Source organism: Mycobacterium sp. NPDC003449, assembly GCF_053588415.1.
In genome coordinates this window covers 16,385-31,661 of the sequence record NZ_JBSFPX010000072.1, presented here as the reverse complement: position 1 = coordinate 31,661, position 15,277 = coordinate 16,385, and the positions used below count along the sequence as shown (strand labels likewise).

Sequence of the window (15,277 nt, the reverse complement as noted above, 5' to 3'; positions counted from 1 at the left end):
CCGCTGATATCGGCGAGATACCTCGAGTTCCAGCGTAGATCGTTCGGTGTAAGCCCAAGTGGACTGGTCAAGGTCGACTCCTTCTAATCGGGGTCCGCCTGGGCTCCGCCGTCGGCCGTCGAGTGGACGCGACTGCGGGCCGCGGCCCTGCCGCGGATTCCGCCGGTCGCCGCGGTGCTGAACGAACCCAGCACCGCGACCATGTCGATCGGCTGGCCCGTCGCCACGGAGCCCACGATCTTCTTGGACATGCCTGCCGCATATCCGACCACGGCGCCCTTGACACCTGAGTTACCAAGCGCGCGTTGACCGTAGAGGCTGACCGTGCCCTGGGCCGCACCACCGGCAGAGTTCGCGAGCGCGACCGTACCGACCTGATTCCAGTTGAAGCCCTGCTGGTGCCCGTTTGCCCGCTGGATGCTCTGGACGAACAGGTCCTGCCCGACCGCCTCTGAGGATTCAACAAGCGACTTCTTGACTATCCGATGCACGGTGGTCTTCGTCATGGCCTTGCCGAGGTCGGTCATCACCTTTTTGAGCAACATCGACACGGTCCTGTTGATTGCAACCGACGTAGCCGCTTCCACTGGGGGGATGGCCGCCGCGGACGCACCGAAGGTCACCGAGGTCTGCGCAAGGGCCCACGAGATTTCAAATGCCGCGATCGCCAACGACGTCAGGATCTGTAGCTTGGTGTACTCGATATTGCTCCCCGTGGCTTCGGCGAGCCCACTCAACGCGTCCATCGCCTCGGCAAGTTTCTCGACAGAAGCGTCCCCGTCGAACAGCAGCTTGAATTCTCTGTCGGCAGTCCCCGCGGTCACGCCCTGCAGCGATGCCCTGGTCTTCTCCCGCATCTGGTTCAGCTCGGGTACCAGCACCATCATGTCGGCAGCGCGGCTATGCCACTCCTCGCCGATCCGGAACATGGCATCCTCGTCGCCCTTGGGCCACTGCGAACCGACCAGGTAGGAGACCCACTGCAGGTAGCCGGGAATCTGGATCGTCACCCGATCCCCCGGCAGCGAAACATTCCATGCGGCATCGCATTTCAGGCTAGGGGCGGGTCACACACAGAAGCCATCCGAGACGGCCCTGTTCGCCGACTGTTCAGCTACCGGCTAGTTCGACGTCGATTCGGGGCGCCGCATCACACGTTTCCGTGTGACCGCAGTCTCATTCGGCGAGTAACCCGGCCAGGCTGAGCTGATCGACCGCGACATCAACCTCGGCATCCGGCCGGTCGCTGAACAGCGCCGCGACCTCGTCGGCCGTCGCGGTGTGCGCGGTGGCCGCCGACAGCAGCGACCGGCACCGTTCGGCGGTGCCGTCGCCGGACTGATCGACCATCGCGGCGACGGTCGCCTCACGGGTCCAGACCGCCGGGAGCGCAGCCTCAAGTTCCCCGGACACGTCGGTCGCACCGCGGTACCACTGCCCGCCGGCCCACCAGAAGCAGAACGTCAACAGCCCATTTCGATTCCGGGTGTTGAGCACATTGTCGTTGACCCAGGCCGGGGCGCCGGTATACAGGTCGGGGAGTGCGGCGCCGCCGTTGTAGGCGGCCTCGAGTAGATCAGAGTTCCAGCGGCCACCCGAGAGCACCGCCCGGTCGCCGGGCAGCAGGTAGAGCGTCGATCCGCTGCGACGATCGCTCTCGAACCAGGCGTAGCCCGGGTGAATGCGCGGACCCCAGTCCGATCCGGCACCGGTGTGCGCCGCCGCAATCGTCCCCCATCTCGCGAGCAGGTCACGCAGCGGCGGCAGCTGATCGGTGGCGGTGGCGGTGCGACCGGCGGTGTTGTCGGCGGCCGCCTCGGCCGCTGCCCGGCGGGCATCACGTCCCTGCGCCTCGGGGCCCGCGACGTACCCGGCGAGCCACACCGGCAGCCGGGTCCGCGGATGGGCCGCGAGGTCCTCGCGGTAGTACTCCGGGGTGACGAGTTGGTCGCCCGGGAACGGCTCGTCGCCGTAGTCGTATTCGACCGCCATCTCGCCGCGGTTGGTGACGTTGAGCAACAGCCGCCACCAGGGGCCCGCCGACATCCTTGCGGCCACCTCCCGCTGGCGCGCCACCAGATCGGCGATCGACTGCGGCACCGGCACCAGGCCGGCCCGGTCCGCCGAATAGAACTGCAGCTGCGCGATCTGCGAGGACACCGTGAAGGCGAACTCGGCGGTGAGCTCCTCCCAGCCCGTGGGGCCCAGCTGGGCCAACTGCTGGGCGATCGGCTCGAGCAGACGCGAAGCCTCCTCGGCGGTCGCCTCGTCCTCGGCGGTGGCCGGTGGGGCGTCGGCGTGGTGGTCGACGACGGTGAAATCGGCCACCGCGGCGGGGCCGCCGGCTCCGGCCTCGGTGAACTGCCGCTCGAACTCGGCCATGAAGGCGGCCTCGTCGGCGAGGGTCGGCGCGCCGGCGCGTTCGGTGGCAGCGAACTGGTCACGGGCCTGCTGCGGCGGAATCGACGACGACACCTCCTCGATCCGCCCCGAATCTCCGACCAGGAATATCGACCGGCCGACCGGGATGTCGAGGAACGCCATCGGGTCGCTCTCGTCGACGTCGACGGGTGCGTACACACTCCAGCCTGCCGCGAAGCGGTCCGCTTCCAGTCCCTCCGTCGGGTAGTCCAGATTACGGGACCGGATCCAGTCCGCCACCAGCGAAATCGCTTGTGCCGCTTCCATTGCTTCTACCTTCCCGTGCCCTGCTGCTCGGCTTCGATTTGGTCGGCCAGTGCCGCGCGCTCGCCCTGTTGACGGGCCAGCAGCGCCGCACTGAAGGAGGTCCAGGCCGCATCCTGCTCCGGTGTCATCTGGGCACCGTGGACCTCGGACTCGACGTCCGGATGACGTTCCAGGAACTGGTTGAACAGCGCACCCATCTCCCGGCTGTGCTTGCGGTTGAGCTCAATCCGCCGCGGATCCATATCTACTCCTCGCCATCCTGGCACAGCGCCAACTGGTCGAACACCACCAAGGCCACCCGTTCCGGGTCGTCCGGCGGGTGCACCCGCAGGGTGTGGTGGGGATTGGGTGTGTCATCGACGATCACCACGGTCTTGATCCCGGCAGGCAGGTTCGCCGGCCAGTCGATCTCGTCGGTAGGTTCCTCGACCAGCACCCGGGCCCGCTTACCGCGCAAACCGGACTGGTCGTAGCGCAGCGGCTGTTCGGTCATGTCGGCTCCTCGGTGTCGGTGTCGGTGTCGGTGTCCTGGGCTGGGTCGTCGGGTCCGCGCATCGGAGGCAGGTCCGGCGGATTTTCCGGGTCGATGCCGAGCGCATCGTTCACACTGCCACGGCTGCGGGTCGAGCTTTCGACGATGCCCTCGTAGATCTCGTCGCCCACCCTGCCTTTTGCCCGGCCGCGTTCGACGAGTTCATCGAACGTCGAGTTGGACTCGTTGGCGTTCAGCCATTCCGCCAGCTCGCGGTTCTCCATGAGCAACCGGGTCCAGCTGCGGATGGTGTTGCGCAGGCCGTACATGGCCCTGGCTCTTTCTTCGGCGCCGACACCATCGCGCAGGAGTTGGGCGCCAACTTCCCGCATCCGGAGTTCCATGGTGGTGTAGACGGCGCGGGTGTCGTCGTCGGACAGGGTGGCAGCCGCGTAATGGCTATGGGTGGCACCGTCGATGATCGCTTCGTAGACCGCATCGCCGGCCAGCCCCTTGCGCTCCTGCCGGGCAACCAGATCCTCGAACGACGGATTGCTCTCGTTGGCCGACATCCACTCCGCCGCCGACCGGTTCTCCATCAGCTCGCGGGTCCACGACCGCAACGAGCCGCGCAGCCCCGACAGCGTCCTCGCCCGGTCCTCGGCGCCGACGCCCTCACCGATCATCTGCTCGTTGAGCGCGCGCAGTCCGAGCTCGAACTGCGAGTAGATCCGCGTGGTTTCGGCGTCGGACAGGCTCCCCGGTTCGAGACGGCTGTGGGTGGCGCTCTGGATGATCGCCTCGTAGACTGCGTCACCGGCCAGTCCCCGCTCCTGGTTCACCGCGACCAGCTCCTCGAGGGATGGGTTGGCGGTGTTGGCCGCCAGCCACTCCGCCGCGGCCCGATTGTCCATGGCCGCATATGCCATGGACCGCAACTCATTTCGAAGGTCCACCAGCTGCCTGGCCCGGTCTTGGGCGCTGACGCCGTCGCGGCTGAGTTGCTCGTCGAGTTCGCGCAGCCGGAGTTCGCCCCGGCCGAAGACCCCGATGGCCTCACCCGTCGACAACGAGCCGGGACGGTGGCCGCCCAGACCGAGTCGGTCGATGGCGGTCGGTTCCGTGACATCGCCGATCGCGTCGGCGGCACCGAGGTATTTGACCCCGTGCCAGTAGGTGCCGGTCAGCAGGTCACGACCCAGGTGCGGTTCGCCGACGGTGGCCAGCGCCGCGAGGTCGATGGGTTCCGGTAGGTCGGGCCGGCGCGGGTCGAGGCGCTGCACGATGTCGTCGAGGATGGCCTGTGCTTCCGGGCTGACCCGATCGCGCAGTCGCAGGGCCGAATCCCTGACGCTGTCGACCGAGGCCTGCAGCTTCGCCGGGTCGGGGCTCCAGCTGAAACCGCGCCTGGCCCACGCGTAGCCGCCGTCCTGTTCGGTGCGCAGTTCGATCCGGTCGACGCCCGAATCCGCGTAGTACTGCTCCAGTTGGGCGCCGAACGCCTTGGAGAAGCCCTTGTGCCGGAAGGCTGTGTCCGGAATCTCCACCACGTTCTGGTGGGCCACGAGGTGACCTTCGGCGTCACGGACATACGTCTGCTGCAGGAAGCCGATCTCCTCGTCACCGCTGACGATATGTCCGCCGACGATGACTTCACCGGAGCGCGTGATCTCGGCCCGGAACATCTCGACGCGGTATGGGCCGTATTCGCCGGACAGATCGGCGGCGAGTTGCCGGACCCGGTCGATATCCAGGGTGTCGACGATGTCGCCCAGCGGCTTCGCGAAGCGGGTATCGACGCGGCGGGTGGTGGAATCCTGGGCGCGGTAATGCTCCTGTTGCGGCCGGAAGCCGGGATCCTGCCGCGGGGCGCCCCTGACATCGCCGATGGTGTCGGCGGCGCCAAGGTCGACCTGCGGCGGCGCATCCCGCAGCGAGTGGACCGCATTTCCGTCGGGATCGAGATAACCGACGGCCGTGCGGTCGACGGCATCCTGGCCCCAGTGCGGCGGCCATTCCGAACGCGTGCCGGTGTGCGGATCGACCAGAAACAGCTGACCGCCGTCGTTGACGGCGAGATACGCATGGCCACCGTCGCGGCCGCCGGCCCAGCGCGACGCCAACACCGCCGACGAACCGTCACCCAGATCCCGAAGCGTCGTCGCCACATCGTCATACGTCGCGAACTGGGCACTCGACCGAACAGCCTGGAACAACGCCCACGCCGGAACACCCGTACGCGACGGTGCCACCGGCACCCGCACGTCGCTCCCGTAGCGTTGCGACAACTCGGCCGCCACCCCGTACGCGCAGTTCTGCGCCGAGGACGCAGCGGTGCCGATTCCCAACCAGCGTTGCAGCCGTCCCATGAACCCGGTGTGCGGCTGGGTATTCTCCTGGGACACAGGCAGGTAACGGACGAAACTCACACCCGTGCCCCGCAGCAGCAGCCGACCCAGATTGGGTTCCGCGGCGGTGGCCATGGTGGCCACATCGATGGGCTCGGGCAGCCGTGGGTGGCCGGGTTCGAGCCGCGCCACCAGCTCCGCCAGCGCAGCCCGCCCCTCGGGGCTGACCTGTGCGGACAGCCGGTTCGCCGCACTCTTGATGCTGTCCAGCGACTCCGTCATCTTCCACGGAGTCGGATCCCAGGTGAAACCGCTACGCGCCCAGGCGTTGCTGCCGACGCCATGGGATTTCACCTCGATCCGGTCGACGCCCGACCGGACGTACAACCGTTCGAGTTCGGCGGACAGTGCCCTGGAGAAACCCTGACCCTGCTTAGTGGCGTCCGTGATGACCAGGCCGTTGTTGTAGGTGACCAGGTTGCCACTGCCGTCATATTCGAAGGACCGTTGGGTGGTGCCGATCTGGGTGACGCCCTCGAAGATCTTGCCGGTCAGCATGACCTCGGAGTTGACGATCTCACCGGTGAACTCGATGCGGTAGGGCCCGTAGCCACCGGAGAGGTCGCGGGCAAGCTGATGCACCTGAGCCGGGTCGAGTCCGCCGACCACCTCGTCCAACGGCTGGGCGTAACGGGTGTCCACCTGTCGGGTGCGCGGATCCTGCTCGCGGTAGTCCTGCTGCCGCCACAGGAAGTCCGTATCGTCGCGGTGCCCGCGGACATGGCCGATGTCATCGGCGGCGGCCAACTTCAGCGGTACATCGACATCGTTGCGGCCCAACGGGTTCCCGCTGGGATCGAGATATCCGACGGCGGTGCGGGCCACCGCGTCCTGACCCCAGTGCGGCGGCCACCCCGAGCGCCCCCGGTGGGAGTCGACGAGCTGGATGTCCCCGTCGACGTTCACCGCAAGATAGGCGTGCCCACCACCGCGCCCACCGCTCCACCGGGACACCAGCACTGCCGACGATCCGTCACCGAGTTCGCGGAGGCGTTGTTCGACATCGGCGTACGTGGCGAATTCGGCGTGCGATCCGACCGCCTCGAACAATGCCCTGGCCGGAACGCCGGCGCGGGACGGCGCGGTCGCGATCTCGAAGTCGCGCCCGTACATCGTGGACAATTCGCCGGCGACACCCTGTGCGCAGTTCTGGTCGGACCGCCAGTGCGGATTCCAGATTCGGTGGGCCGACAGCCCAGCGGCGGGTTCGACGGTGCGCCGGCCGTCGACGGTGCGATGCTGTTCGGTCTGTACCCGTTCGGGATGGCCCGCCGCGATCCGGCCCATATTGACCAGCGACTCGTTGCGTGCGGCGTTGGCGTGCAGATAGTAGGCGTGGTGGGTGCCGCCGGTCAGAAGGTGGTTCTGGGTGGATGGGAACTCCGCGGTCACCCGCACCGCACCAAAGGAATTCATCGCCGGGTCGATACCGAGGCCGATGCCGAGAATCCGGCCGGAGGAATCGGCGGTACGTCCGCCGAGCGCGGTGACCGCGTCCCGAGATGAGGATGCGGCGAAGACGTTGTCGGTTCCGATGCCGAAACCGGAGGCATGGGTGATCGGGCCCGCCCCCGGTGAACCGACCAATGTGACGGTGCTGACCTGTCCGGCCAGCCGTCCGTCCTGCCCGGCGTAAGCGGTGGTGGTCGACCCGTACGAGTAGCCGAACACGTGGTTTCCGGTGAACGGCGTTCCGGCCTGGGTGGTTTGGTGCACGGCGTTGAATGCGCTGATATCGCTGTGGAGGATGTCGCCGCCGGTGCGCGCGAATCCGTGACCCGCCGCGTGCCACAGCTTCCATCCGCTGGGCGAGTCGTAACCGATCCAGGCGATCGACGATGCCGTCAGGCCCGGGTTCTCCATCCGCACCGACTGCAGATGGTTCAGCGCCGAGTGGGTGTAGAAGCCGAACATCGAGTGCAATGTGGTCTGCACGCCGGGCACATGCCAGGACACCGAGTCGGCCAGGTACGGATCGGCCCCGAAGCTGAGCACGGCACGGCCGTCGCCGCCGAACGCCACCGGATCGAACGCCAGCAGCAGCGGCCCATCCTCACCGGCGCGTTGCGCGTCGGCCGCGACCTTCTGCAAGGCCAGGTCGAACTCGTTGGCCCTGGCCAGGAATTTGCGCTCCGCCCGGCTGGGTCGCTCGAATTCGTCGATCTTGGTCTGGATGCGGTCGGCCTGGTCGCGAAGTTCCTGCAGGACGGTGCGGTTCGCGGCGTCGCGCGCCGCGGCCGGGATTCCTTCGGCGTTGCCGACGTGCTGGGGGTAGGTCTCGATCAACGCCTGCTGCTGCGCATCGGACAGGCCGGACCACCACGCCGCGTTGTTCTTCGCCCGCGCCTGGGCTTCCTCGGGTACCCCGAGCGGACCACGCAACTCATCGGGTCGCACCGGCGGGATCCGCTGCAGCAGAGCGTCATCGGCGATCGCCGGATCGCTATGGGCATGGTTCTCACCCTGCACGCTGCCGATGCGGTCGGCGGCGAGCAACTCGCGGCGGGTATCGCCGTGCAGACCGCGCAGCGGATGCCCGTTGGCGTCGAGGTAGCCGACGGCGGTGCGACGGACCGCGTCCTGACCCCAGTGTGGGGGCCATCCGGAGCGTTCCCCACTGTGCGGGTCGACCAGGTAGATCGTGCCACCGTCGTTGACGGCGAGATAGGCATGGCCGCCCTGCCCGCGACCGCTCCAGCTCGAGGTCAGCACGGCCGACGCGCCGTGGCCCAACTGTTCGAGCCTGCTCTGGACCTGTGCGTAGGTCGCGAAGCGCGCCGCCGAGCCGACCGCCTCGAACAAGTTTCTGGCCGCGACGCCCTTGGGTGAGGGTGGACCGTCGATCGTGATGTCGTGTCCGTACATCGCCGACAGCTCGTCGGCGACCATGTGGGCACAGTTGTTGTCGCGCACAAAGTTCGGGTTCCAGAAATGGCGGCCATGGACCGGGTAGTGAGCGCCGGGGTCATCGGCGATCCGCAGCGCGCGGCCGGTTGCGGGTTCGACGGTATGCTCACGGGTTCCGCCGAACCACCGACGGAGCCGTTGGTCCAGGGTGCGATGACCTTCGGTGTCGACCCGGTCGGCGCGGCCCGCGGCGATCCGGCCGAAGTTGGTCAATGATTCGCTGCGCACCCGCAGGCTGCCCGGGTCCAGGTACCCCCAGTAGAGGCTGTGGGTCATCCGTGAGCCTGGTCCGCGGTGGTCCAGCGCGGCCGGGAACTCCGCGGTGATCCGGCGAGCCCCGAAGATATCCATCGCCGGATCGATACCCTGGCCCATCCGCCGAATCGTCCGGCCCCGGTCACCTTCGTGCGTGCCGCCGAGACCGGTGGTGCGGTCCCGCGAGGACGCCGCCACGAACACGTTGTCGCCGATACCGAAATCGGCGGCCGTCCGCAGCGGCCCGGCCCCTGGCGAACCGATCAGCGTGATGGTCCGCACCTGGCCGGCCAGCCGACCACCGACCCCGGCATGGCTGACCGTGCTCGACCCGTACGAATGCGCGAACACATGGTTGCCGCTGAAATGGCTGCCGTCCCCGGTGAATACATCACGGCCGGCATTGAATGACTGGATATCGGCCGCGAAGATGTGGCCACCGTCGCGGGCCATCCGCTGAAACCCGACGCGCGGGTCCCAACTGCCCGGCGGGTGGTAACCGAGATAGGTGATCGACGCCGCCGAGAGGTCCGGGTTCTCCTGCAGCGTGGATTGCAGCTGGTTGATCCCGCGCAGCATGATCGTCCGCGGGTTAGCGATCGACGTCGTCATGCCTGGCACGTACCAGGACACCGACTGCGCGGTATACGGATCGGCCCCGAAGCTCACGATCGCGCGCCCATTGCCACCGAACGCCCGTGGATCCAGTGCCAGCAGATACGGGCCACCGACGGTGAGCCGGTCCGTATTTCGCTGCGCCGAACGCAGCGCGGACTCCACGTCGGTCATCAGCTTGACGTATTTCTCCTCATGGGAGTTCAGGGCGACCCCGTTCTCCTGCCGGGACACCAGCAGGTCGCGGTGTGCCAGATACCGCTGCAACATCCGCGAATTCGCATCGTGGCGGGCCATCGGCGGAATGCCCTCGGCATTGCCGATCTCGTGTGGGTATGTCTGGATCAACGCCTGCCGCTGGGCATCCGACAGATCGGCCCACCACCGGGCGTTATCTCGCGCCCTGGCCACCGCATTGTCCACCGCGGCCCGGTGATCGGCCGGGCTCGTCAGATCGGCGGCCGTCGTCCCCCGCTCGGCCAGCGCCGTGTCGGCCACCACCCTGGCCGGTGCGGGCACCTGCTGAACATCGGCCACCTCGGCGGCGGGCAGATCCCGCGAGGAGTGGGTGCCCGCCTCGACGGAAGCGTGGGCATCGGCGGTCAGCTCGGGCGAATTGGCGAAACGTGGGTTCCACCAGTGCCTGCCGTCGACCGAGTGTCGTGCACCCGGATCGTCGGCGATCCGCAGCGGACGCCCGGTGGCCGGTTCGACGGTCCGCGCGCGGGTCCCGCCGAACCGCCCTGGGCGTTGGTCCAGGGTGCGATGGCCTTCGGTGTCGACCCGGTCGGTACGCCCGGCGGCGATCCGGCCGAAGTTGGCCAACGATTCGCTGCGGACCTGGGTGGAACCCGGGTCCAGGTACGCCCAGTACAGGCTGTGGGTCATCCGTGAGCCTGGCCCACGGTGATCCAACCCGACGGGAAACTCCGCGGTGATCCGGCGGGCCCCGAAGGTATCCATCGCCGGATCGATACCCTGGCCCATTCCCCGGATCATCCGGCCCCGGTCGCCGGCGTGTTCACCGCCCAACCCGGTGGTCGCGTCCCGCGAGGAGGCCGCCACGAACACATTGTCGCCGATACCGAAATCGGCGGCGGTCTGCAGCGGGCCTGCCCCTGGCGAACCGATCAGCGTGATGGTCCGCACCTGATCCGCCAGCCGGCGGCCGTCCCCGGCGTGACTGACCGTGGTCGATCCGTACGAGTGCGCGAACACGTGGTTACCACTGAAATGCCCGTCGTCTCCGGTGAATACGTCGCGGCCGGCGTTGAACGACCGGATATCGCTCGCGAAGATCTGGCCGCCGTCGCGGGCCATCCGCTGAGACCCGACCCGCGGGTCCCAACTGCCCGGCGGCTGGTAACCGAGGTAGGCGATGGAGGCCGCCGACAGGTCGGGGTTCTCCTGCAGGGTGGATTGCAGCTGGTTGAACCCGCGCCGCATGATGGTGTTCAGGCTGCCGATCGACGTCGTCATCCCTGGCACGTACCAGGACACCGACTGTGCGGTATACGGATCGGCCCCGAAGCTGACGATCGCGCGACCGTTGCCGCCGAACGCCGCCGGGTCGAGTGCCAGCAGATATGGGCCACCGACGTTGAGCCGGGCGGCATTCCGCTCGCCCGCGCGTATCGCGGCCTCGATCTGACCCACCAGCTCGACGAACTGGCCCTCCTTCTTGCTGATGGCCACACCATTGTCCCGGCGCGAGACCAGCAGATCCCGATGTGCCAGATGGCGCTGCAACATCCGCGCATTCGCATCGTGGCGGGCCATCGGCGGAATGCCCTCCGCGTTGCCGATCTCACGCGGGTACGTCTCGATCAGCGCCTGCCGCTGCGCATCCGGCAGATCCGACCACCAGCGCGCGTTGTCCCGCGCCCGCGTCACCGCATCGTCCACCGCAACGCGGTGATCGGCCGGGCTCATCAGATCCGCGGCGGGCACACCCAACTGCCCGAGTGCCTCGTCGGCGATCTCTCGAGGGCTTCTGGTGTCGACGACCTCGTCGACCGAGGTGATCTGGTTATCGGATTCGTTGTGCCAACGTGGGTTCCACGGCCTTCGGGTATCGCGGTCGCCCCTGGTCTCGACCTCGCCGTCCAATCGGAGTGGCCGGCCCGCGGCCGGTTCGACGGTGTGCTCACGCGTTCCAAAGAAACGGCCGGGGTGGCTGCCTGCGGTGCGGTGCTGCTCGGTATCGACGCGGTCGGTGTGCCCGGCCGCGATCCGGCCGAAGTTGGCCAGCGACTCGCTGCGCACCGGCGTTGCGGAGGACCGGTCGGCGAACCGGTAGTACGAGTTGTGGGTGCCACGGCTGTGGCGACCGTCCATATCCGACGAGAATTCCGAGGTGATGCGCCGCGCACCGAAGGTATCCATCGCCGGGTCGACACCGAGACCGCGCCCGAAGATCCGGCCGGCCGATTCGGGGGTTCGGCCGCCCAGCGCGGTGAACGGGTCCCGCGACGAGGATGCGACGAATACGTTGTCCCCGATCCCGAATTCGCCGGCCTGTCGGACCGGCCCGGTGCCGGGCGAGCCGGCCAGCGATATGGTGCGGACGTCGTTGGCCAGCCGCCCGTCACGGCCGGCGTAGCTCGTCGCGGTCGAGCCGTAGGAATGGGCGAACACGTGGTTTCCGCTGAAATGACTACCGCCCCCGGCCCAGGTGTCGCGGGCGGCGTTGAAGGCGCGGATATCGCTGTAGAGAATGGCCCCGCCCTCTTGGGCCATCCGGTGCCCGGCCGCCCGCCAGCTGCTCGCACCGCTCGGTGTGTCGTAGCCGATCCAGGCGATCGAGGCGGCGGTGACGTCCGGGTTCTCCTGGGTTGTCGACTGCAGTTGGTTGAGCGCATCGCCCATACAGGGGCCGATCTGGTCGATCGTCATGCCCTGCCCCGGCACATGCCAGGACACCGACTGGGCGGTGTAGGGATCCGCGCCGAAGCTCACCACCGCGCGGCCGTCACCGCCGAATGCCGTGTGGTCAAAGGCCAGCAGCTGTGGCCCACCCAGATTCTGTTGCTGGGCAAGGTCTCCCGCCCGGTTCAGCGCCTGGTCGATGCGATCGAGACGGGTGAGCATGTTGCGTTGACTGCGGGTGAGCCGGTGACCGCTGTCCCGCAGGGACTGCAGTTGATCGCGGTGTTCCCGCAGCGAAAGGGTGTTGGCCTCGTGCCGCGCCGCGGCCGGGATGCCCTCGGCGTTGCCGATGTGCTGCGGGTAGGTCTCGATCAGGGCCCGTTGTTCGGCACCGGTCAGTTCGGACCACCAGCCCGCGTTGCTGCGGGCCCGCGCATCGGCCGCCTCCATCGACCCCAGCGGGTTGCGCAGCCCGTCGACGCCCACCGGTGGGATACGCCTGGCCAGTGCGGAATCCGCCACCATGCTCTGCGGCACGACGTCGCGCCAGCGCTCACCGGGGTAATTTTCGCCGTCGGTGGATCCGTCGGGATGCCCCTGCACATCGCCGACGGCCGCGGCCGCGAGCAGCTGTTCGGGCCGCCCCTGGAACGGCTGGACCGCGCTGCCCTGGGCGTCGAGATAGCCGACGGCCGTGCGCAACACCGCATCCTGGCCCCAACCGGGTGGCCAGGGTGTCCGGCGTCCCGTCGTGGGGTCCTGCAGGAAGAGCTGCCCGTTGTCGTTGACCGCGAGATAGGCGTGCCCACCCTGGCGCGGGCCGCCGGTCCACGCGGACGTGACGATCGCCGCGGAGCCGGGTTCCATCCGACCGAGCGTCGTGGCCACGTCGGAGTACGAGGCGAATTGGGCGCTCGACCCGAAGGCGTGGAACAGCGAACTGGCCGGCCTGCCCTGCGCCGTGGGGAAGGACGTCAGCTGGACCGGCCTGCCGAACCGCTCCGACAATGCCTGGGCGACCCCGTCCACGCAGTCGACCCGCGGCCCGGTCCGGTCGGTGCTGCCGGTAGTCGCCGCGTCGGGGGTCGTGGTGTCCGGATCGGTGGGACCGGTATCGCCGGTGTCCTGCTGGGGGTCCGTCCGCGCGGCCACGGGTGCGCTGTCGTGCACGCGAGCGGCCGGTACCGCCGGCGTCTCGGAGGTTCCCGCCGCGACCGTCGGCGAAGCCGAAACCTGCTTCTTCGCATCGGATGTCGATGTGGTGGATGGCGTACCCGTGGGCGGGGGTGTGCCGGTCGTCGTCGGTGTGGTCGATACCGGAGGCGTCGTGGTGGTCGCTGAAGGCGTCGCCGTAGTCGCCGATGACGGCGCCGCGGTCGACGGTGCCGATGCCGCGGTCGATGGGGCCGCCGGGCCCACACCGTCGATCTGGCTGTTCGAGACCGTCGAGTCCTGGCCCGCCGGAACGGTGTCCGGTGCGACATCGGCCCCGGTGGCCAGGTTGGCCGCAGATGTGCTGGTGGATTCGGGTCCGCTCTCCTCCGACGTCTGGCTCGGTTCGGCGGCGACAGGGTCGTGCCCTTCCGGAACCTGCCCGTCGTGGTCCGCCGGCGGTGGGGTGTCCGCTACGGGCGCAGCAGGTTCCGTATGGTGATCCGAAGGCTCGCTCGCGCTCTGGTCGGCGGCGGACGGGTCCTGATCGGCCGTGCGGTCGGATGAATCGTCCTGGGCCGGGTCGGGGTCCGCGGGCTCATCCCGGTCGGCGGCCGGCTCGGGTGTGGCCGCGACGTCCTCATCCCGCGCCGCGGGTTGCGCCGCCGACGTGTCGTCATCGGTGTGCGGTGCCCGCTCGGCGGTAGGGCTCTTCGCCGAATCAGCCGGATCGCGTTGCGTTACACCATTGTTCTGATTGTCCGAGCTGTTCTGAGCGCGGGCCGCGACGTGCGCCGGGGATACCTGCTTGTCGTCGGGGGTGTTCGAGGCCCGGGCCTGTTCCTCGGTGTCCGGCGAGGTGCCGACATCCGGATCGGCCAGGTCCGGTCCGTCCAGGGTGGGCCCGTCGAGCTGGCCGGGTGACGGCGGCGAGCCGGGTGAACCGGGCTCGGTATTGGTGGTGGGATGGCCCGATACATGGCCGACCCCGGCACCCTTGAGCCCGCCGATGCTGGAGGTGGTCGACCCCGCGATGATGGACAGGGTGTCGAATTGTCCACCGACGGACATGGTTCCGGCGACGTTACCCGCGACCCCGGCACTGAAGAACGTCGTGACACCCTTGGTCGCGGCACCCAGCCGGCTCTTGGCCGGGCCGAGGCCGTGCGCCACCGGGACCGCGGTGACGCCGCCGGCCCCGCCGCCGACCGTCGAGGCGATCGCGGTCTGCTTGAACCGGTCCCACCGGTAGCCGGCATGGCCCTCGTTGGCCTGGATACCCTGGACGATCCCTTCCTGCAGCAACCCCTGGCTCAGTTCCTGGAGGGATTCCTTGAAGCCTTCGTGCACCAGGCGTTTCATCATCGTCCTGGTCAGCAGCTGACCCATCTTGGCCAGCACGCGGCGCATCGCGGCCATGATGATCTGGCGGATCGTCAGTACCGTCGCCTGCTCGACGACCGGGATCGCCGCGGTCGACGCACCCCAGCTCGGCCCGGACATGGCCAGGCACCAGGAGATCTCGGCCGCGGCGAGCGCCAGCCCGACGATGATCGACAGCTTGCTGTACTCGATCTCGGTGCCGAAATTGGTGGCGCCCTCACCCAGGGCCGCGATACCGGTGGCGAGCTTGTCCACGGCATAATCGCCACCGAACAGCATCGAGAACTGCTTCTGCGCGGCACTCGCGGTATCCCCGAAGAGCACCGAAAGAGTCTCGGCGCGAACGCTGTCCAGCTCCGGTATCAGATCCTTGAGCGCCTCGGAGGCCGCCTGATAGTGCTCGCCCATCTGCCGCGTCCGGGACTCACTGCCCTGCGGCCATTCCCCGCCCGCGAGATACGACACCCATTGCAGCCCGGGCGGGATCTCAATGTCCATAAGCGAATCGGCTCGGCAGCGGTGCTAGCCG

5 protein-coding genes are annotated in these 15,277 nt (G+C 68.4%); all 5 read right to left on the bottom strand.

The window, feature by feature from the left end; genetic code table 11:
• Positions 1–83: 83 nt before the first annotated feature.
• Positions 84–1,010 carry a WXG100-like domain-containing protein gene (locus ACWDTP_RS19055; RefSeq protein WP_450022509.1) on the bottom strand — a complete coding sequence of 309 codons (927 nt, stop codon included), beginning with the start codon at positions 1,008–1,010 and terminating at the stop codon, positions 84–86.
• A 166-nt stretch (positions 1,011–1,176) separates the two neighbouring features.
• Positions 1,177–2,688, bottom strand: coding sequence for a hypothetical protein (locus ACWDTP_RS19050; RefSeq protein WP_450022508.1), 1,512 nt, complete (start codon positions 2,686–2,688; stop codon positions 1,177–1,179).
• Between the two features lie 5 nt (positions 2,689–2,693).
• Positions 2,694–2,930 carry a hypothetical protein gene (locus ACWDTP_RS19045; protein ID WP_450022506.1) on the bottom strand — a complete coding sequence of 79 codons (237 nt, stop codon included), beginning with the start codon at positions 2,928–2,930 and terminating at the stop codon, positions 2,694–2,696.
• A gap of 2 nt (positions 2,931–2,932) precedes the next feature.
• A complete protein-coding gene (locus ACWDTP_RS19040; RefSeq protein ID WP_450022504.1) occupies positions 2,933–3,181 on the bottom strand; it encodes a DUF7161 family protein in 249 nt (82 codons plus the stop codon).
• Positions 3,178–15,246 carry a toxin glutamine deamidase domain-containing protein gene (locus tag ACWDTP_RS19035; protein WP_450022502.1) on the bottom strand — a complete coding sequence of 4,023 codons (12,069 nt, stop codon included), beginning with the start codon at positions 15,244–15,246 and terminating at the stop codon, positions 3,178–3,180. Before ACWDTP_RS19035 ends, ACWDTP_RS19040 begins: the two co-directional genes overlap by 4 nt.
• Positions 15,247–15,277 lie beyond the last annotated feature (31 nt).